We start from the raw sequence: 18,191 nt of genomic DNA, 5'->3' as shown, positions 1-18,191 counted from the left end.
GCGGAGGAACTAAAAGATCATGCAAAACGCCCCTATGAGTGTCCTGTTGCCCGACGGCATCCTGATGGCCGCCGTCGTCGTGGCCTGGTTGAACGACACGATGTTCGGTCCGTCGAGCCGCCGTACCACTTACGCGATCGCGCTGGTCTCGACCATCGTCGTCGGCTTGTGGTTCGCGTTCTCGGCGCTCGATCCGACGCCGCATTACTTCTTCGCGCGCATGTATATCGTCGATCCGTTCGCGAGCGCGATGAAAGCGGTCGTGACGCTCGGCTATGCGGTGTCGATCATCTACTCGCGCAAGTATCTGGAAGACCGCGATCTGTTCCGCGGCGACTTCTTCCTGCTCGGCCTGTTTTCGCTGCTCGGCCAGTGCGTGATGATTTCGGGCAACAATTTCCTCACGCTGTACCTCGGCCTCGAACTGATGTCGCTGTCGCTGTACGCGGTCATCGCGCTGCGCAAGGACGCACCGCAGTCGAACGAATCGGCGATGAAGTACTACGTGCTCGGCGCGCTCGCGTCCGGCTTCCTGCTGTACGGCATCTCGATGCTCTACGGCGCGACCGGCTCGCTCGAACTGAACGAGGTGCTGAAGGCCGTGGCGTCGGGTCGCATCAATGACGCGGTGCTGCTCTTCGGCGTGATCTTCATCGTGGCGGGCGTGGCGTTCAAGATGGGCGCGGTGCCGTTCCACATGTGGGTGCCGGACGTCTATCAAGGCGCGCCGACGGCCATGACGCTGCTGACCGGCGGCGGCCCGAAGGTCGCGGCATTCGCGTGGGGCCTGCGCTTCCTGGTGATGGGCCTGCTGCCGTTCGCGGTCGACTGGCAAGAGATGCTGGTCATCCTCGCGGCGCTGTCGCTGATCGTCGGCAACATCACGGGTATCGTGCAGAAGAACATCAAGCGGATGCTGGCGTACTCGGCCATCTCGAACATGGGCTTCGTGCTGCTCGGCCTTCTGGCCGGCGTGGTCGACGGCAAGGTGACGGGCGCGGCGGGCGCATACAGCTCGGCGATGTTCTACAGCATCATCTATCTGGTGACGACGCTCGGCACGTTCGGCATCGTGATGCTGCTCGCGCGCCGCGACTTCGAAGCCGAACAGATCGACGACTTCAAGGGCCTCAACCAGCGCAGCCCGGTCTTCGCGTTCGTCATGATGATCATGATGTTCTCGCTCGCCGGCATTCCGCCGACGGTCGGCTTCTACGCGAAGCTCGCCGTGCTCGAAGCGACGATGAACGCCGGTCTGACGTGGCTCGCCGTGCTGGCCGTGCTGACGTCGCTCGTGGGCGCGTTCTACTACCTGCGCATCGTCAAGCTGATGTACTTCGACGCGCCGCAAGACGCATCGCCGATCGTCGCGGATGGCCTGAATCGTTCGCTGCTCGCGTTCAACGGTTTGGCCGTGCTCGTGCTGGGTCTGGTTCCGGGTCCGCTGATGACGGCGTGCCTGCAAGCGATCACGCATACGCTGCCGCTGTAATGTCGGCTGCGGGTTGGTTTATCGTGCTGTTGGCGCTCGTCGGCGCCAACGTGCCGTTCCTGAACCAGCGCCTTTTCGCTGTCGTGCCGGTGCCGCTGCCGGCGCCGACTCGCCATCAGGCGGCGAAGAAAAGCGCGTGGATCAGGATCGGCGAGTTGATCGTTCTCTACTTCGTGGTCGGCGCGCTCGGCTTCATGCTCGAAGCGCGCGCCGGCAACCGTTTCGATCAGGGATGGCAGTTCTATGCCATCACCTTCAGTCTGTTCGTGGTGCTCGCGTTTCCGGGCTTCACCTATCAATATCTCGTCAAACGCCGCTGATGGCTTCGCGCCCTCGGCGGCTGTTTGCTTAACCGGCACAGGGTGCAAGATGGCAGACCAGTTCACCGTTTCCGACAATGACGACGGCCTCATCGAGAAGAAGGTCGAAAGCGTCACGCTGCATGAAGGCAAGTTCCTCACGCTCAAGCGCGATACGGTGGCGTTGCCCGACGGCAAGCACGCCACGCGCGAGTTCGTCGAGCATCCGGGCGCGGTGATGATCCTGCCGGTTTTCGATGACGGCCGCGTGCTGCTCGAACGTCAGTTCCGCTATCCGGTCGGGCGCGTGCTGCTCGAATTCCCGGCAGGCAAGCTCGATCCGAACGAGGACGAGTTGACGTGCGCCAAGCGCGAATTGCAGGAGGAAACCGGCTACACCGCGCGCAATTGGATCTTCCTGACGCGCATTCATCCGGTCATTTCGTATTCGACGGAATTCATCGACCTGTACCTGGCGCGCGGTCTCACGGCTGGCGACGCGAAGCTCGACGAAGGCGAGTTCCTCGAAACGTTCATCGCGGACGAAGCGCAGTTGATGGCGTGGGTCAAGGACGGCACGATCAGCGACGTGAAGACCATCATCGGCGCGTTCTGGCTGGAGAAGATCCGCTCAGGCGAATGGCAGGCGGGCAGCGCGGCTGAGTAAGACGCGGGCTGGCCTTGGCATCACGGAAAGCGGCCGCGTCGGCCGCTTTTGTCGTTTTGACGCCCGCGCTCGGCGGCGAAAGTGGCGAACAGCTAGAATCTGAAATCGCTCGGTCACGAATTGAGCGCACGACCGTTCGCAAAACGCGATTCTGAGATAAACTCACCGAAGTCCCATCAGCATGAAGGTCCTCGATTTAAAGTGCTCGCACGAACATCGCTTTGAAGGCTGGTTTGCTTCGACCGAAGAATTCGAGTCGCAGCTGGGCCGCAAGCTGGTCGCGTGTCCGGTTTGCTCGACGACGGATGTCAGTCGCATGCCGTCCGCGCCGCGCCTGAACTTGTCTTCGGCGCGTGGCGAGGCATCGGCGCAGGCGCAAGCGCCCAAGGCATCGCCGGATGCGGCCGCCATGCAGGCGCGTGCGCTCCAGTTCATGCGAGAGCTGATCGAGAAGACCGAGAACGTGGGCGAACGTTTCGCCGAAGAGGCGCGGCGCATCCACTACAACGAAGCGCCGGCGCGCAATATCCGCGGCGTCACGACGCCCGAAGACGCGCACGCTTTGCTGGAAGAAGGCATCGAAGTGATGCCGCTGCCCGTGCCGGCCGCGTTGAAGGAGCCGCTGCAGTAAAGACTGACGCGGCGTCTTCCCGGCTTCGGCCCGACAAGGAGACATCGCGTATGAGTCGTCATTCCTTCGTTGCGTATCACGGCCGCCGTCTTGCGGCCGTCTCGCCTCGCATCGTCCCCAGAATTTCCCGTATCGATCGTACGGATCCCGCTTCCTCGAGCGCGATCCGGCGCTTCCTGCCGCCTTCGATTGTCTGACGCTAAAAAGAGGACCTACGCATGACCTACAGCTTCGAGGATTTTGAAGTCGGCGCGGCGGTGACGCTGAGCGCGCATACCTTCAGCCGCGAGGAGATCGTCGAGTTCGCCAGCCGCTACGATCCGCAGCCGTTTCATCTGTCCGGGGAAGCGGGCAGGGCGTCGCATTTCGGCGGACTCGTCGCGAGCGGATGGAACACGTGCTCTGCGATGATGGGCATTCTCGTGCGCGACATGCTCGCCGATTCGACGTCGATGGGCTCGCCCGGTCTCGACAACATTCGCTGGCTCAAGCCCGTGCGCGTCGGCGATTCGGTGCGGCTCACCGTGCGCGTGCTGGACAAGCGCGTGTCGAAGAGCAAGCCGGACCGCGGCATCGTCTCGACACGCTGGGAAGCGCACAATCAGGACGGCGAACTGGTGCTGACCGTCGATTCGGCTGCGCTGTTCGGGCTGCGCAAGCCTGCCGCGATCTAGCGCTTCGCGTACTGCGTCGCGCCGAACAGGACTTCCTTCTCCTTGTCGGTGAAGGGCTTGCGTTCGCGCGCCAGCACCTGCACGCCGCGCTCCACGGCCGGCCGCGCCGCGATCGCATCGAACCAGCGCCGCACGTTCGGGAATTCATCGAGCGCGATACCCTGGTTCTCCCACGAACGCGTCCACGGGAACGTCGCGATGTCCGCAATCGTGTACTCGTTGCCCGCGAGGTATTGCGTGACGCCGAGTTGCTTGTCCATCACGCCATAGAGCCGGCGCGCTTCGTTGGTGTAGCGGTTGATCGCGTAGTCGATCTTCTCGGGCGCGTAATTGCGAAAGTGATGCGTCTGTCCGAGCATCGGTCCGACGCCGCCCATCTGGAACATGAGCCATTGAATCGTCGTATAGCGGCCGATGGCATCCGCGGGCAGCAGTTTGCCGGTCTTCTCTGCGAGATACACGAGGATCGCGCCGGATTCAAACAGCGCGAACGGCTTGCCTTCCGGGCCGTCGTTGTCGATGATCGCGGGAATCTTGTTGTTCGGGCTGATCGCGAGAAAGTCGGGTTTGAACTGGTCGCCCGCGCCGATATCGACGGGATGAGCCCGGTATTCGAGGCCGGTTTCCTCCAGCATGATGTGAATCTTGTGCCCGTTGGGCGTCGGCCAGCTATACACGTCGATCATGTGCGCTCCTCAGTCGTGCAGGTGACGCATTCACGCGCGGCTCGCGGAATGGCAGCGAAAATTAGAGCATGTTTGCGCTGGCCGTGCAGGGCCCGCCTGTGGCTTGCATCGGTTAATCAGTCGCGCGGTTGCAGGTATTTCGCCAGTTCCAGTTTCGCGATGGCATTTCGATGCACTTCGTCCGGTCCGTCCGCGAGCCTGAGCGTGCGCGCCGATGCATACGCGTACGCGAGCGGGAAGTCGTCGCAGATGCCCGCCGCGCCGTGCGCCTGAATCGCCCAGTCGATCACCTGACACGCCACGTTCGGCGCCACGACTTTGATCATCGCGATCTCGCCACGCGCGCCCTTATTGCCGACGGTATCCATCATGTACGCGGCCTTCAGCGTGAGCAGCCGCGCCTGCTCGATCATGATGCGCGCCTCGGCGATGCGTTCCTGCGTCACGCCATGTTGCGCGACGGGCTTGCCGAACGCGACGCGCGAAAGCGTGCGCTTCGCCATGAGCTCCAATGCGCGCTCCGCGAGCCCGATCAGCCGCATGCAATGATGGATGCGTCCCGGCCCGAGCCGTCCCTGCGCGATTTCGAACCCGCGACCTTCGCCGAGCAAGATGTTGGCGGCCGGCACGCGGACCTTGTCGAGCGTGATGTCCATGTGACCGTGCGGCGCGTCGTCGTAGCCGAACACGTTCAGCGGGCGATGCACGGTGACGCCTTCGGCATCCGCCGGCACGAGAATCATCGACTGCTGCGCGTGCTTCGGCGTGTCGGGGTCGGTCTTGCCCATCACGATGAACACCTTGCAGCGCGGATCGCCCGCGCCGGACGACCACCACTTATGGCCGTCGATGACGTAACCGTCGCCGTCGCGCGTGATGCTGCAGCGGATATTCGTCGCATCCGATGAAGCGACTTCCGGCTCCGTCATCAGAAACGCCGAGCGGATTTCGCCACGCAAGAGCGGTTCTAGCCATTGGGCTTTTTGCGCATCCGTGCCGTAGCGTTCGATCGTTTCCATATTGCCCGTGTCGGGCGCGCTGCAATTGAAGACTTCGGGCGCCCACGGCACGCGGCCCATAATCTCGCAAAGCGGCGCGTATTCGAGATTCGTCAGACCGGCGCCGCGTTCCGACGCCGGCAGGAACAAGTTCCACAGCCCCTCGCCGCGCGCTTTGTCCTTCAACGCTTCGATGAGGCGCGTTGGAACCCACGCGTTGCCGGCCGCGCGATTCGCGGCGATCTCGTCGCGGAATGCGTTCTCGTTCGGATAGATATGCGCGTCGAAGAAAGCGAGCAATCTCGCGCGCAACGCCTCCACTTTCGGCGTGTAGTCGAAGTTCATCGGCTCGTCCCCTGATCCGTTGTCATGCGCCGACTTTCTGCGCGTATTGCCACGCCAGTTCGGCCATCGGCCGGGCGCGGCGGCCCGCGTCGATGGCCTGCGCGCTCGCCGCCGTGCCATCCACGACGCGCTTCATGATGCCTTGCAGGATCGCGGCGATGCGGAACATGTTGTAGGCGAGATAGAAGTTCCAGTCGCCTTCGATGTTCAAGCCCGTCCGCTCGCAATAACGCGCGACGTACGCCGCTTCGTCGGGAATGCCGAGCGCGCTCCAGTCGAGCCCTGCGATGCCGCGGAACTGCGACGGATCGACATGCCACGCCATGCAGTGATACGCGAAATCGGCGAGCGGATCGCCGAGCGTCGAGAGTTCCCAGTCGAGCACGGCGAGCACGCGCGGCTCGTTCGGATGAAAGATGAGGTTATCGAGCCGGAAGTCGCCATGCACGACGCTCACCTTCGCCGCCGCCGCCGCCGCCGACGGGACGTGCTGCGGCAGCCAGTCGATCAGGCGATCCATCGCGTCGATTTTTTCGGTCTGCGACGCGACGTACTGCTTGCTCCAGCGCCCGATCTGCCGCTCGAAATAGTTGCCCGGCTTGCCGTAGCCAGTGAGACCGGCGGCTTCGACATCGACCGTATGCAGCGCCGCGATGACGCGGTTGGTTTCGTCGTAGATCGCGGCGCGTTCGGCGGGCGTCATGCCGGGCAGCGACGGGTCCCACAACACGCGGCCTGCGACGAACTCCATCACGTAGAACGCGCGGCCGATCACACTTTCGTCCTCGCACAAGGCGAGCATGCGCGCGACCGGCACGTCGGTGGCGGCGAGCGCATCCATCACGCGATACTCCCGCTCGATTGCATGCGCCGACGGCAGCAGCTTCGCGGCGGGGCCAGGTTTCGCGCGCATCACGTACGCGCGCGACGGCGTCACAAGCTTGAACGTAGGGTTGGACTGGCCGCCCGCGAACTGCTCGACGGCGAGCGGACCGGCGAAGCCATCGACGTGCGCGGCGAGCCATGCCGCGAGCGCATCGGCGTCGAAGCGTTGGGCTTCGTGCACGGGGCGCGTGCCTTCGAATGCTGAAAAGTCGGAGTGCTGATTTGTCTCGTTGTCTGCCATCGTCTCCTCCGTTTTTGTATGCGCGATGCTTAGTTCATTCGCTCGCCTTGAACTTCACGAACTGCGCGTAGAGCAGTTCCATCGTGGTGTTTCGCACGTCCGCGTGCAGCGGCGAGGGCGGCGAATGATTGATGGCGTGCACGACCCAGTCGCCGGCTTTGTCGCCGACATCGAGCGCGTTGATGCAGCCCGTCGCCTGCGACAAATGTCCGAAGAACGCTCGCCCGCCCGCCGTGATCGCATGCGAGAGCAGCGCGCGATTGACGCCGCCGTGCAGCACCAGCAGCACCGTGTCCCACGACGTGTCCGTGCGCAGCCGCGTCATGGCGGGCAGCGCGCGGTCGAGCAACTGGCCGATGGTCTCGCCGCCCAGAAACTGCGTCTCTTCAGGCACGACGCCGTCGAACACGGAAAGAAACGCGCGCTCGATGTCGCTCGCGGAAAGGTTAGCGAGCCGTCCGCCGCGGATCTCTTGCCACTCCGGCCAGATTTCGATCTGCGCCGCCTGGCCCGTTTCGGCGAGCACGCGCTCGGCCGTTTCGATGGTGCGCGGCAGGCCGCTCGCGATCACGCGATCGAAGCGGACGTTCTGCGCGGTGAACTCGCGGCCCGCCGCGCTCGCTTCCTCGCGACCACGCGCGTTGAGCGGCACGCTTTCAGGGTCGATGGCGCGGCCGGTATCGTCGAAATAGGTCACGTCGCCGTGACGCATCAGGAAGACGCGCCGCCGCTTCGGCAGGTCGTAGTGAGCCATGATTTCAGCGATAGTTCGGCTGGCGCTTTTCGAGGAACGCGGTGATGCCTTCTAGCGCGTCGCCATGATGAAGCGCATCCACGAAAGCGTCGCGCTCCATATCGAGATGCGCGGCGAGCGGCTGAACGTCCGCCGCATTCATCAGCGACTTGATGCGCGCGAGCGCCTTGGGCGACACGCTTCCGAGATCGTCGGCCCACGCGATAGCGGCATCCAGCGCGATGCCTTTCTTCGTCAGCCGGTTGACGACGCCGACTTCGTGCAGACGCGACGCGCCGATCGGCTTCGCTTCGAGCAGTACCTCGCTCGCGAGCGTGCGCGGCAACGCGCGCGTCAGGAACCATGAAGCGCCGCCGTCCGGCGTGAGGCCCACGCGCGCATAGGACATGACGAACTTGGCGTCGTCGGCGGCCACGATCAGATCGCACGCGAGCGCAAGCGAAAAGCCCGCGCCGGCCGCCGCGCCTTCGACCGCCGCGATGACCGGCTTCGTCGATGCCCGCAGCGCGCTGATCCATTCGGCGAGCAAGTCGATGCTCTCTGCCTGCACCGACGGATCTTTCGCGCGGTTTTCCAGCAGCCGGTTCAGGTTGCCACCTGCGCAGAAAAAGTTGTCGGCGCCCGTCAGCACGATTGCGCGCACTGAGTTGTCGCGCTCGGCCGTCGATAAGGCCTCGATGCCGGCCGCGTACATGTCGGGATGCAGCGCGTTGCGCGCGCCCGGATTGGACAGCTTGAGCACGAGCGTGGTGTCGCTGCCTGCGGGCCGGTGTGTCAGCAGTTCGGCGCTCATCGAAGCTCCTCGGTATGGGTAAGCGAAAGTCCGAGCTGCGCGCGGCGCGCGAGCCACGGAGAAGGGCGATAGCGCGGATCGCCGAGCGCGCTCTGGATGTTGCGCAGAATCGTGAGAATGGTCGTGGCGCCGAGCGAATCGCCGAGCGCCAGCGGCCCGCGCGGATAGCCCAGGCCGAGCGTCACCGCAAGGTCGATGTCCTCCGGCGTCGCGATGCCTTGCTGCGCGATGTCGCAGCCGATATTCACGATGGTCGCGACCACGCGCTGCGCGACGAAGCCCGTCGAATCGCGGATGACGGTAACGGGCACGCCGTCGGCGGCAAAGAGCGCGTGCGCTGCGTCGCGCATGGCGGGCGTGGTCGCGGGCGTCGTCATGATCGTGCGGCGCGCGACGGTATCGAGCGGAAAGAGCGTATCCACGGCGACGACGCGCGTGGCGTCGAGATGTTCGGCGACGGCGGTCGTCGTCGCGTCGAAGCCGAGCGGCGTCACGACGATGAGCGAATCGGGCGCGGGCGTGTTGCCCGTGTCGATGTGCACCGCGGCGTCGTGCTTCGCGATCACTTTCAGCACTTGTTCACGCGCGGCGGGCGACGCGCGGCTGATCCACACGCGCGCCGGCAGCTGCGTCGGCGCGGGCGGCTCGTCCGGCACTTGCTGCTTGCCTTCCACGTAGCGATAAAAGCCTTCGCCCGCCTTGCGCCCGATGAGCCCGCCCGCGAGGCGCGTGCCGGTGATGGGCGACGGCGTGAAGCGCGGCTCCTCGTAGAACTGGTGATAGATCGACTCCATCACCGGATGCGAGACGTCGAGCGCGGTCAGATCCAGCAGCTCGAACGGCCCGAGCCGGAAACCGGCCTGCTCGCGCATGATGCGGTCGATGTCCGCGAAACTCGCGACGCCTTCGCCCGCCACGCGCAAGCCTTCGGTGTTCATGCCGCGACCGGCGTGATTCACGATGAAGCCCGGCATGTCTTTCGCGCGCACCGGCGTGTGACCCATGCGGCGGGCGAGTTCCATCAGCGCGTCGCCGGCTTTTCGGTCGCCGCGCAAGCCGTCGATGACCTCGACCACGCGCATCAGCGGCACCGGGTTGAAGAAGTGAAAGCCCGCGACGCGTTCCGGTTTCGCGCAGCCTGCCGCGATCGCGGTAATGGACAGCGACGACGTATTCGACGCCAGAATGCACGCGTCGCCGACAACCGCTTCGAGTTCGCGAAAGAGTCCGCGCTTGATCTCGAGATTCTCGACGATCGCCTCGACGACCGCGCCGCAGTCGGAGAGCGCGCCGATATCCTTCGCGTCATGGACGCGGGCAAGCGCGGCGTGCGCGTCCGCTTCCTTCAGCTTGCCCTTGGCGGTCAGCTTGTCGAAGGTGTCGGACAGATACGCGCGCGCGGCCGCGAGTGCTTGCGGATTCGCATCGTAGAGACGCACGGTCAGCCCGGCGAGCGCCGCGATCTGCGCGATGCCGCGCCCCATCGCGCCGCTGCCGACGATGCCCAACGTTTCGATCTTGTATTCCTGCGGACTCATGATGCGGTTCGACTCCTCGATGTTCTCTGTGTTGTCTATTGTGTCCGGCAGCAAGACGACGCTCAGAGCTTGCGCAGTCGGTCCAGCGCGAGCGCGAGCGTCTCCTCCTTCTTCGCGAAGCAGAAGCGCACGACGCCCGACTCGTGAGACTCGTGATAGAACGCCGACACGGGAATGGCGGCGACGCCGATCTCGCTCGTCAGCCATTGCGAGAATTCGGCTTCGGGCATGTCGCTGATCGCCGAATAATCGACGCACTGGAAGTAGGTTCCGTCGCAAGGCAGAAGCGAGAAGCGCGTATCGGCGAGCCCTGCGCGGAAAAAGTCGCGCTTCTTCTGATAGAACGCGGGTAATTCCAGATACGGCTTCGGGTCTTCCAGATAGTGCGCGAGCCCGACCTGCATCGGCGTGTTGACCGTGAACACATTGAACTGATGGACCTTGCGGAACTCGGCCGTCAGCGCGACGGGCGCGGCCACGTAGCCGATCTTCCAGCCGGTCACGTGAAACGTCTTGCCGAAACTGGACACGACGAAACTGCGCTTCGCGAGCTCCGGATAGCGCGACACGCTCTCGTGCGGCGCGCCGTCGTAGACCATGTGTTCATAGACTTCGTCGGAGACGATCAGCAGGTTCGTTCCGCGCACGATGTCTTCGAGCTTGCGCATGTCCGTATCGCGCCACACGCGGCCTGTCGGATTGTGCGGCGTGTTGATCATCAGAAGGCGCGTCTTCGGCGTGATCGCGGCGGCGATCTTGTCGAAAGGCAGCGCGTAATCGGGCGCTTCGAGCGACACGAACACGGGCTTGCCGCCCGCGAGCTCGATGGCCGGCACGTAGCTGTCGTACATCGGCTCGATCACGACGACTTCATCGCCCGGATGCACGCAGCACAGCACGGCCGTGAGCAGCGCCTGCGTCGCGCCTGCCGTGACGGTGATCTCGCGGTCGGCGTCGTAAGCGCGGCCGTAGAGCGCCTCGATCTTGCGGGCGATCGCCTGCCGCAGCGGCGCGGCGCCCGACATCGGCGGATACTGGTTGTGGCCGTCGCGCATGGCGGAGGCGACGGCATCGACGATGCGCGCGTCGCAGTCGAAATCGGGGAAGCCTTGACCCAGATTCACCGCGCCTTTTTGCGCGGCGAGCGCGCTCATCACGGTGAAAATGGTCGTGCCGACGTTCGGCAGACGCGACGGGAAGGACAGATCGGGTGCAGCCGGATTCAGTTCGTGCGTAGCGTTCATAGCGTAGTAGGACGTGGGCTGAGCGGTAGTCACATGCGGTGATCAGGCGAGGGCGGCAAGGGCGACAAAGGCGGCGTGCGCTTCGAGCGCGGCGACGAACGGCTTCGGCTCGGCGATGCGAAACGCGAAGTCGCGCGCGACGCGGCGCGCGAGCTTCAGCACTGCGCGATCTTTCGAGACGAGCCAGTCCGCCTGCGATGCCTGCGCGAGTTCGAGGAACTTCTGGTCGTCGCGGTCGCGGCACTTCGGCAAAGGAGGCGCGTTTGGCGATGCTTCTGGGTCAACCAGCTGCGACAGACTCGCAAGCTTCTCGAGCGCCGCCGACTTGTCGATGCCCATGCGCACGAACTGCGGATAGTCGAACACGTATGTCAATTCGGCAAGGCATCGGGCGTCGATCAGCGCATCGAGCGCGCGGGCTTCGAGCGCGGCGCGGATCGGCCGCGTGGCCGGATCGTCGAACACGAGTATGTCGATCCACACGTTCGAATCGAGCACGACCCGCAGATTGTGAGGCGGCGCGGCGGAATTTTCCATTCGATACAATCGGGGGTTTATGCCTATGTCGCCGGCGGGGTGCCGGCGAGCCTCCATGATAATCGTTCTCTCGCCCGCTAAATCGCTCGACTACGAGACGCCCGCTCACATCAAGAAGCACACGCTGCCCGAATTCGTCGATGACGCCGCCGAGTTGATCGAAGGCTTGCGGCAGCTTTCGCCGCAGCAGATCGGCGGCATGATGGGCATCTCGGATCAGCTCGCGGCGCTGAACTTCCAGCGTTATGCCGAATGGTCGAAGACCTTCGACGCGCACAATTCGAAGCAGGCGGTGCTCGCCTTCAACGGCGATGTGTATGAAGGCTTCGCGGCGAAGACGCTGAGTTCCGCCGATCTCGACTACGCGCAGAATCATGTGCGCGTGCTGTCAGGCTTGTATGGACTGCTGCGGCCGCTCGACCTGCTGCAGCCGTATCGGCTGGAAATGGGCACCAAGTTTCCGAATGCGCGCGGCAAGGATCTGTACGCGTTCTGGGGCGAGCGCATCACGGCGGCGCTCAACGAGCAGTTCAGGCGGCAGCGCGGCGCGCGCGTGCTGGTCAACTGCGCGTCGGAGGAATATTTCAAGTCGGTGAAGCCGAAGCAACTCGACGTGCCCGTCGTCTCGCCGGTCTTCGAGGACTGGAAGGGCGGCCGCTACAAGATCATCAGCTTTCACGCGAAGCGCGCGCGAGGTCTGATGGCGCGCTACGCGGTGCAGAACAGAATCGACGAGCCCGAGGCGCTGAAGGGCTTTGACAGCGAAGGCTACCGGTTCGACGCCAATGCATCGAACGATACGACTTATGTGTTTCGCCGCCGCGTCGCGGAGTGAGACAGGCGCATCGAGGACATCATCATGAGCATTTCGATTACCAGCAATTTCGACGCAGGCGCGATCGACGTCACCGACGCGAGCAATCCCGCGGACATTCGCCTGCGCGTGCGTCCGGACACGAAGGCCGACTTCGCGCAGTGGTTCTACTTTCGCGTCTCGGGCGCGCGCGGCGAGCGCCTCGTGATGACGTTCGAGAACGCGGCGCAGTGTGCCTTCGCCGATGGCTGGCGCGACTATCGGGCGGTCGCGAGCTACGATCGCGTGAACTGGTTTCGCGTGCCGACGCAGTACGACGGCCGCGTGCTGACGATCGATCACACGCCGGACTTTGATCGCGTGTACTACGCGTATTTCGAGCCGTATAGCGAGGAGCGCCACTCGGAGTTTCTCGGCGCGGTTCAGCAGATGCCGCATGCGACGCTGACGGAACTCGGCCGCACGGTCGAGAACCGGCCCGTGTCGCTGCTTACGCTCGGTCTGAACGACGAGGCGGCCGCGCGTCCCAGAAAGAACGTGTGGATCATCGCGCGCCAGCACCCCGGCGAGACGATGGCGGAATGGTTCGTCGAGGGACTCGTGAAACGTCTTGCAGGCTGGGGTGATTGGTCGGGCGATCCGGTCGCGCGGGCGCTCTTCGATCGCGCGGTGTTTCATATCGTGCCGAACATGAATCCGGACGGCAGCGTGCTCGGCAATCTGCGCACGAATGCGGCGGGCGCGAACCTGAATCGCGAATGGATGGAGCCGAGCGCCGAGCGCAGCCCCGAAGTGCTGGTCGTGCGCGACGCGATTCGTGCGACGGGTTGCGACATGTTCTTCGATATCCACGGCGACGAGGCTATTCCGCACGTGTTCGTCGCCGGCTCGGAGATGCTGCCGGCCTTCACCGAGCAACAGGCGAAAGAGCAGAAGGCGTTCGTGCAGTTCTTCAAGCAGGCAAGTCCTGACTTCCAGGATGTGCACGGCTATGAGAGCGGCAAATATCGCGAAGATGCGCTGAAGCTCGCGTCGAAGTACATGAGCAACGAGTACAAGTGCCTGTCGCTCACGCTCGAAATGCCGTTCAAGGACAACGCTGATCTGCCGGACGAGCGCGTCGGCTGGAACGGTGAACGCAGTGCGGCGCTGGGCGCCGCCATGCTGCAGGCGATTCTCTGGCATTTGCAGGCGTTCGCGGCGTGACGGCGGGCGCTACGGACAAACAATGAAAAGGGCGTGGCCGTCTTGCGATGGCCACGCCCTTTGTTCATGCCACGCCGCTTGGGCCGGCTAGTGTTTCTTCGACGCCTTTTTGGCGCTCTTGCCGCTGCTCGTGCTTTTACCTGCCGCCGCTTTCTTCGATGACGACTTCGTCTTCGCGCCGTGCTTGCCTTTCTTGCCGGACGTGCTGCGCGGCTCCGCATGCGGACGCAGCGGCGGAACCGGGTCGTTCCACCCGAAGGCGAGCATCTGACTGCCGACATAGCCACAACGGAATTTCAGCGGCGTCGGATCTTTCTCGCCGCTTTTCGCGACGCCTTGTCCTTCGACGGTCACGACATTATCGACCTTGATGCGCTGCTTCTTCTCGTCGAACGAGTCGTTCCACGGTTCGATGGTGGAATGCGATGAATCGAATGAAGCAGGGGGGAATTCGACATGATCGAAGGCCGCCGACGTGCTCGCGATGAAGTTGCCATGCGCGGCGCAATCCGCAACCAGCGGATTGGCGTTGAAATCGGTCACGAAGTGATGAACCAGTTCATTGCGCTCGTCGAGCGTATCGGCAAAGGCGGACGTCGCGCACAGAAGAGCGGCGCATACCGCGAACCGGCCGACGAGCCTCATCAGCCGGCGCGGTGCAAAGTTACTTTCCATCAATTTGGCGCTAAGAAGACACGGGCAAGTAAGATGCCTCGTGTGGGGAAGGAGTTCAATCTTATCGCACTTTGTGCGCGTTTCGGACCGCGGAGCATGCGAGAGGGCGTGGTCTGCGGCGCGCGCGGATGCGCTTTTAGATCGACGTCAAACCCGCGGACCACGGTCCAGGCGATAGCGGCGAACGTCGTACGTGGTGATCCACGCCGGCTTATACACCGTGATCAAAATGGTGAGAAGTCCGGTGAACAAGGACTCACCGGCACCGAGCAATAGCGCTCCGCGTGTGAATGCAGCGGGCACATTCACCGCACCGCCGGCAAGCGCTGCTTCGAGCAACACGGTCGTGCCGCAAGCAGCCGCCACTGCTGCGGCCGACACGATGAACCCGTGACCTGCGATGAAGGTGAACAGGTTGCGCGGCAACCATGCGTTGGACAGACGCTGCAGGAGTGTCGATACCGCGACCGGCACGGCACCGAAGAGAAGATACGTGATTGCGACCGAGAGCCAAGAGGCATCGAGCACCACGGCAGCGAGCCCTGTGCTCGCGGCCGTGCCGATGAGCGCGAGCCGCCAGTCGAAGAGCGTGACCATCAGCGTGGCGCCGAGCAGGTGGATGACGGGCCCGTCATCGAACCAAGCGTTACAGGCCCATAGCACCGTTACCGAGACGATCACGCCGAGCCAGACGTGCTGGAGCGTGGCGTCCTGCAGGCGATTGAACGGCCGCTGCACCAGGACGAGTGCAAGCAGCCCCGCGGCGACAATCCAACTGCCGACGGTCAGCCAAAGCGGTAGCGGTGTGTAGAAGAACCCCATGCCTGCATATTACTCGTTACGTTTGAAACGTGTGCGCAATCAACGAATTCGGATTCCGCGATTGTTGCTAGAACGACGCCTCGGGCTCTGCGGCCATGGGCAACGAAGCGCCTTCCTGGTTCTCGAGCGGCGGATATTTCGCGCGCCGCCTGCGCAGCGGGACCACGTTTGACTCGCCCGGCGTTGCGCGGACGGCTTGCTCGGCGCCGCTGCGCAGAATCTCCAGATACGAATTCTGCACGCCGTTGTAAATGGCGACTGCCGCCGCTCGGTTCGGTGCCCCTAGTTGCTGGAAGATACTCGCAAGATGAATCTTGACGGTGCCTTCGCTGATGCCGAGCGTCTTCGCGATCATCTTGTTCGTGCTTCCCATATGCACGCAGCGCATGATCTGTTGCTGGCGCGGCGAAAGCGTCGGATGAACGCGCGCGCTGTCCGGCATCGCCGCAAGGGCGTGCTGACGGCGAATCGGCAGATCGCGGATGGGCGCCAGATCGATGACATCCGGCGGAACGTAGTGACCGCCGATTAGCACCATTTCGAGCGCGCGCAGAATGAGGATGGGTTCGAGCGTGCGAGGAATCACGCCCATTGCGCCCGCGCTCATGAGCATGTAGACCTGTGCGGCGCCGGAGCGGTCCACCATGACCGCGGCGGGAACGGCGGGCGCGTTGTCGAGCAGCGTTTCGAGCTCGCTCATGCGCATGCTCTCCGCCCAATCGATCACGATCATGCGGGCCTCGATGCGCTTCAGCGCAGATCCCGCCTGCCGCCAATCTCTGACTTCGGTGAACTGCGCTTGACGTGCGACACGGCGCAGCAGTGTTTTGAGGCCCGCACGGCGCTCCGCGTCCGAACCCATGATGATTATTTTCATGCTCAACCTCTTGTCAATACATCCGACGCTCACTCGCGGCGGAACCGAACGCCAGCGAATGTCGGCGTTGACGTGATATTGACAAACTTCTTGCGATCGCGCCCCCTATCCGAATGGCATAGGCGAAAAGCACAAAGCCCCGCGCGAGGGCGGGGCTTTGTGGGCTACCGAAGCATTGACGCGTGTCAATGGAAGTGCGGCTGCGCGGGTTCGGCGTCCTCGGGCATCTCGGCGTGAACGATCTCGCCGAGCGGATCGGCGTAGAGCGGCACGCCGCAGTCATCGCAGAACTCCGGCTCGAAGCGTCCCGCGTGGCGACGGACGTCGGTGACGCCGGACTTTCTAAGCAGCTCGACGATCTCTTCGACCGGACCGTCAGCGCCTTCCAGTTCCGCTTCGTCTTCGAGGCCTGCCTCGCCGTTCTCGCGTCCGTACAGCGGCCAAACGACGCCGTAGATCACGTCGTTGCTGCCGCGCCGGGTGAATCCGATGCGATATTCGTCGATGCGGCGTTCGCCGAAGCCCGCAATGACCGCGCGCAATTCCTGAGGGGCGGCGCCGAGCGTATCGAAGAGATATCGAACAGCGGTGCGCACGGTGTGAGGGCGTACTTGCTCGTCGGCATCTCGGCACGCCGAATAATAGGCATCCGGCAACAAACATTCGAATTCGCAGCCGGGAAGAATGCTCGCGAAGCTGGCGCCGCCCTGAGCCGCCCATTGTTCGAGACACTGACTGCGCTCGATGCGCGCGCCGTTCTCGTCTTCCTGCCAGCGGAAGAATGCTTCGCCCGCCGGGACAACGGCGACGGCGAGCAGAAAGCGCGGATCGGCGAGAATCGGCGACGTCTCCGGCAAGTCAGCCAGATTCATGCGCGCGCTGGCAGCGCCGAGCGCCGCCTGCGTCAACTGTTGCGCGAGGCGCGCGGTGTCGACATGATGCCGCGGCAACTGGTCGATGCTATACAGATACGGCGCGACGGCGAGGCGTGCGCCGCCAGCCAGCACGTGCGCCTGCAACTGCGTGCGCAGCGCGTCGACAGCGTCGGCCTTGAGCGTGCCAGATGGAATCGCGTAGCGCGTCCACGCGAGCACCGGCGCCGCGATCAGGAGAGACTCGTGCGGCACGCCGTCGATATCCATCTTGAACGACTCGCTATGCGTTTCCGCCATATCGGCCAACGCGCCGTAGGCGTCGGGATGATTCTGCTGCAGGTGATCCAGCGCAGCATCAAGAGTGGTTTGGTTGCCGTTGCGCACCAGTTTGGCGATGAGGGTGTCGAGGCGGGCTTCCCAGAAGCGATCTTCGACGCGGCTGCCCGATGCGAAAAGCGCGAGAGAGAGGCTGACGAGTTTGTCCGCGTCTGGTGGGAGGCGTTTAGCAGTTCGCGTGCGCATATCAATACAGGTTCATTGGGGCGAAGAACCTTTTATTGTAGTCGTTCGGGCGCCTGTTTTACGGGATGCGCGCGCCGGCCGATCGATAGGCGCGCGGGAGCCACGTCAATCGTTCAAGCGATCACAAATTATTCGGCCGAGCCCTTGCGGTTGGCGTTGGCACTCACTACAATTCCGTTCCTTCGCGATTCAACGAACGCGAAGGAAGCGGGAGTAGTGGTGTCGTGGTTGGGCTTGGAAGGTGAGAAGTGTTCCGAGCGCGGTTGACGAGTGAAATGCTTCAAAAACTTGTTGACACTGACCGAAACGACGTACATAATCTCGTTTCTCTGCTGCTGATGCAGCGACGCAAGACGAAGCGGTGCTGAGTGAAGTGCTCGGTGCAGCGAAGTGGAAAAGTCTTGGCGGATTGCTCTTTAAAAACTAACAGCCGATAAGTGTGGGCGCTTGATGGTGAGTGCGGCCGGTTCTTCGGAATTGGTCAAGCAAAAGTATCAAGAGTCTCACACGAAGTATCAGAGGAAGGTTTATCTGTCGAAAGACGGATTAATCATCGTCAGTACGTTGAGTGAGCGACCGGTTGGTAACACAACCGAAAACAGTAACAGGCATTGAA

General features: G+C 63.5%; 19 protein-coding genes. 7 read left to right on the top strand and 12 right to left on the bottom strand.

Features of this window, described 5'->3' with window-relative positions:
• The first annotated feature begins 19 nt into the window (after positions 1–19).
• The 5 genes from nuoN (at position 20) to NCR34_RS08730 (ending at position 3,763) form a co-directional block, all read left to right on the top strand.
• Positions 20–1,492: an NADH-quinone oxidoreductase subunit NuoN gene (gene nuoN / locus NCR34_RS08750; protein WP_250499606.1), complete on the top strand. Its 1,473-nt coding sequence runs from the start codon at positions 20–22 to the stop codon at positions 1,490–1,492.
• Entirely contained in the window at positions 1,492–1,812 is a 321-nt protein-coding gene (locus NCR34_RS08745; protein ID WP_175944090.1) for a DUF2818 family protein, read from the top strand. The genes nuoN and NCR34_RS08745 overlap by 1 nt, the downstream gene beginning before the upstream one ends.
• 49 nt (positions 1,813–1,861) lie before the next feature.
• Positions 1,862–2,458, top strand: a complete 597-nt coding sequence (locus NCR34_RS08740) for an NUDIX domain-containing protein (RefSeq protein WP_250499605.1) — start codon at positions 1,862–1,864, stop codon at positions 2,456–2,458.
• A gap of 181 nt (positions 2,459–2,639) precedes the next feature.
• Positions 2,640–3,089 carry a DUF1178 family protein gene (locus NCR34_RS08735; RefSeq protein ID WP_175944086.1) on the top strand — a complete coding sequence of 150 codons (450 nt, stop codon included), beginning with the start codon at positions 2,640–2,642 and terminating at the stop codon, positions 3,087–3,089.
• Between the two features lie 218 nt (positions 3,090–3,307).
• The gene (locus NCR34_RS08730) at positions 3,308–3,763 is read left to right on the top strand and encodes a MaoC family dehydratase (protein WP_250499604.1); all 456 of its coding nucleotides are present in this window, start codon (positions 3,308–3,310) and stop codon (positions 3,761–3,763) included.
• Here the strand turns inward: NCR34_RS08730 and NCR34_RS08725 are convergent.
• The 8 genes from NCR34_RS08725 to NCR34_RS08690 form a co-directional block, all read right to left on the bottom strand.
• Positions 3,760–4,449, bottom strand: coding sequence for a glutathione binding-like protein (locus NCR34_RS08725; RefSeq protein ID WP_250499603.1), 690 nt, complete (start codon positions 4,447–4,449; stop codon positions 3,760–3,762). The two genes, NCR34_RS08730 and NCR34_RS08725, sit on opposite strands and share 4 nt — an antisense overlap.
• Before the next feature lie 116 nt (positions 4,450–4,565).
• Positions 4,566–5,792, bottom strand: coding sequence for an acyl-CoA dehydrogenase family protein (locus tag NCR34_RS08720; protein WP_250499602.1), 1,227 nt, complete (start codon positions 5,790–5,792; stop codon positions 4,566–4,568).
• Positions 5,793–5,814: 22 nt separating this feature from the next.
• Positions 5,815–6,918, bottom strand: coding sequence for a phosphotransferase (locus NCR34_RS08715; RefSeq protein ID WP_250499601.1), 1,104 nt, complete (start codon positions 6,916–6,918; stop codon positions 5,815–5,817).
• Between the two features lie 34 nt (positions 6,919–6,952).
• On the bottom strand, positions 6,953–7,672 hold the full coding sequence (locus NCR34_RS08710; RefSeq protein WP_250499600.1) for a histidine phosphatase family protein: 720 nt from the start codon (positions 7,670–7,672) through the stop codon (positions 6,953–6,955).
• A 4-nt stretch (positions 7,673–7,676) separates the two neighbouring features.
• On the bottom strand, positions 7,677–8,465 hold the full coding sequence (locus NCR34_RS08705; RefSeq protein ID WP_250499599.1) for an oxepin-CoA hydrolase, alternative type: 789 nt from the start codon (positions 8,463–8,465) through the stop codon (positions 7,677–7,679).
• Complete coding sequence (locus NCR34_RS08700) at positions 8,462–10,003, bottom strand: 3-hydroxyacyl-CoA dehydrogenase (RefSeq protein WP_250499598.1); 1,542 nt, start codon at positions 10,001–10,003, stop codon at positions 8,462–8,464. The genes NCR34_RS08705 and NCR34_RS08700 overlap by 4 nt, the downstream gene beginning before the upstream one ends.
• Positions 10,004–10,065: 62 nt before the next feature.
• The gene (locus NCR34_RS08695; protein WP_206466565.1) at positions 10,066–11,247 is read right to left on the bottom strand and encodes a pyridoxal phosphate-dependent aminotransferase; all 1,182 of its coding nucleotides are present in this window, start codon (positions 11,245–11,247) and stop codon (positions 10,066–10,068) included.
• 42 nt (positions 11,248–11,289) lie between these two features.
• Positions 11,290–11,784: a putative toxin-antitoxin system toxin component, PIN family gene (locus tag NCR34_RS08690; RefSeq protein WP_250499597.1), complete on the bottom strand. Its 495-nt coding sequence runs from the start codon at positions 11,782–11,784 to the stop codon at positions 11,290–11,292.
• A 55-nt stretch (positions 11,785–11,839) separates the two neighbouring features.
• Here NCR34_RS08690 and yaaA point away from each other — a divergent pair, with 55 nt between their 5' ends.
• Positions 11,840–12,619, top strand: coding sequence for a peroxide stress protein YaaA (gene yaaA / locus NCR34_RS08685; protein WP_248320027.1), 780 nt, complete (start codon positions 11,840–11,842; stop codon positions 12,617–12,619).
• Between the two features lie 24 nt (positions 12,620–12,643).
• A complete protein-coding gene (locus NCR34_RS08680; protein ID WP_248320026.1) occupies positions 12,644–13,804 on the top strand; it encodes a M14 family metallopeptidase in 1,161 nt (386 codons plus the stop codon).
• An 87-nt stretch (positions 13,805–13,891) separates the two neighbouring features.
• On the opposite strand, the gene NCR34_RS08675 is transcribed toward NCR34_RS08680, so the two are convergent.
• The 4 genes from NCR34_RS08675 to NCR34_RS08660 all read right to left on the bottom strand — a co-directional run bounded on the left by NCR34_RS08675 (position 13,892) and on the right by NCR34_RS08660 (position 17,575).
• Entirely contained in the window at positions 13,892–14,479 is a 588-nt protein-coding gene (locus NCR34_RS08675) for a BspC domain-containing protein (protein ID WP_248320025.1), read from the bottom strand.
• 147 nt (positions 14,480–14,626) lie between these two features.
• The gene (locus NCR34_RS08670) at positions 14,627–15,301 is read right to left on the bottom strand and encodes a hypothetical protein (protein ID WP_248320024.1); all 675 of its coding nucleotides are present in this window, start codon (positions 15,299–15,301) and stop codon (positions 14,627–14,629) included.
• Between the two features lie 67 nt (positions 15,302–15,368).
• Positions 15,369–16,178 (bottom strand): helix-turn-helix transcriptional regulator, encoded by an 810-nt coding sequence (locus NCR34_RS08665; protein WP_250499596.1) that lies wholly within the window; start codon positions 16,176–16,178, stop codon positions 15,369–15,371.
• 185 nt (positions 16,179–16,363) lie between these two features.
• Complete coding sequence (locus NCR34_RS08660) at positions 16,364–17,575, bottom strand: DUF2863 family protein (protein WP_250499595.1); 1,212 nt, start codon at positions 17,573–17,575, stop codon at positions 16,364–16,366.
• Positions 17,576–18,191: the final 616 nt, after the last annotated feature.

It is taken from the genome of Caballeronia sp. GAWG1-5s-s, from assembly GCF_023631445.1.
Taxonomy (GTDB): domain Bacteria; phylum Pseudomonadota; class Gammaproteobacteria; order Burkholderiales; family Burkholderiaceae; genus Caballeronia.
Note: the sequence above shows the minus strand (reverse complement) of the source record. Positions and strands in the feature narration are given on the sequence as shown.

Excerpts from the sequence above, each read along its gene's own strand:
- nuoN (WP_250499606.1), top strand. The coding sequence starts at position 20 with ATGCAAAACGCCCCTATGAGTGTCCTGTTGCCCGACGGCATCCTGATG.
- NCR34_RS08745 (WP_175944090.1), top strand. The coding sequence starts at position 1,492 with ATGTCGGCTGCGGGTTGGTTTATCGTGCTGTTGGCGCTCGTCGGCGCC.
- NCR34_RS08740 (WP_250499605.1), top strand. The coding sequence starts at position 1,862 with ATGGCAGACCAGTTCACCGTTTCCGACAATGACGACGGCCTCATCGAG.
- NCR34_RS08735 (WP_175944086.1), top strand. The coding sequence starts at position 2,640 with ATGAAGGTCCTCGATTTAAAGTGCTCGCACGAACATCGCTTTGAAGGC.
- NCR34_RS08730 (WP_250499604.1), top strand. The coding sequence starts at position 3,308 with ATGACCTACAGCTTCGAGGATTTTGAAGTCGGCGCGGCGGTGACGCTG.
- NCR34_RS08725 (WP_250499603.1), bottom strand. The coding sequence starts at position 4,449 with ATGATCGACGTGTATAGCTGGCCGACGCCCAACGGGCACAAGATTCAC.
- NCR34_RS08720 (WP_250499602.1), bottom strand. The coding sequence starts at position 5,792 with ATGAACTTCGACTACACGCCGAAAGTGGAGGCGTTGCGCGCGAGATTG.
- NCR34_RS08715 (WP_250499601.1), bottom strand. The coding sequence starts at position 6,918 with ATGGCAGACAACGAGACAAATCAGCACTCCGACTTTTCAGCATTCGAA.
- NCR34_RS08710 (WP_250499600.1), bottom strand. The coding sequence starts at position 7,672 with ATGGCTCACTACGACCTGCCGAAGCGGCGGCGCGTCTTCCTGATGCGT.
- NCR34_RS08705 (WP_250499599.1), bottom strand. The coding sequence starts at position 8,465 with ATGAGCGCCGAACTGCTGACACACCGGCCCGCAGGCAGCGACACCACG.
- NCR34_RS08700 (WP_250499598.1), bottom strand. The coding sequence starts at position 10,003 with ATGAGTCCGCAGGAATACAAGATCGAAACGTTGGGCATCGTCGGCAGC.
- NCR34_RS08695 (WP_206466565.1), bottom strand. The coding sequence starts at position 11,247 with ATGAACGCTACGCACGAACTGAATCCGGCTGCACCCGATCTGTCCTTC.
- NCR34_RS08690 (WP_250499597.1), bottom strand. The coding sequence starts at position 11,784 with ATGGAAAATTCCGCCGCGCCGCCTCACAATCTGCGGGTCGTGCTCGAT.
- yaaA (WP_248320027.1), top strand. The coding sequence starts at position 11,840 with ATGATAATCGTTCTCTCGCCCGCTAAATCGCTCGACTACGAGACGCCC.
- NCR34_RS08680 (WP_248320026.1), top strand. The coding sequence starts at position 12,644 with ATGAGCATTTCGATTACCAGCAATTTCGACGCAGGCGCGATCGACGTC.
- NCR34_RS08675 (WP_248320025.1), bottom strand. The coding sequence starts at position 14,479 with ATGGAAAGTAACTTTGCACCGCGCCGGCTGATGAGGCTCGTCGGCCGG.
- NCR34_RS08670 (WP_248320024.1), bottom strand. The coding sequence starts at position 15,301 with ATGGGGTTCTTCTACACACCGCTACCGCTTTGGCTGACCGTCGGCAGT.
- NCR34_RS08665 (WP_250499596.1), bottom strand. The coding sequence starts at position 16,178 with ATGAAAATAATCATCATGGGTTCGGACGCGGAGCGCCGTGCGGGCCTC.
- NCR34_RS08660 (WP_250499595.1), bottom strand. The coding sequence starts at position 17,575 with ATGCGCACGCGAACTGCTAAACGCCTCCCACCAGACGCGGACAAACTC.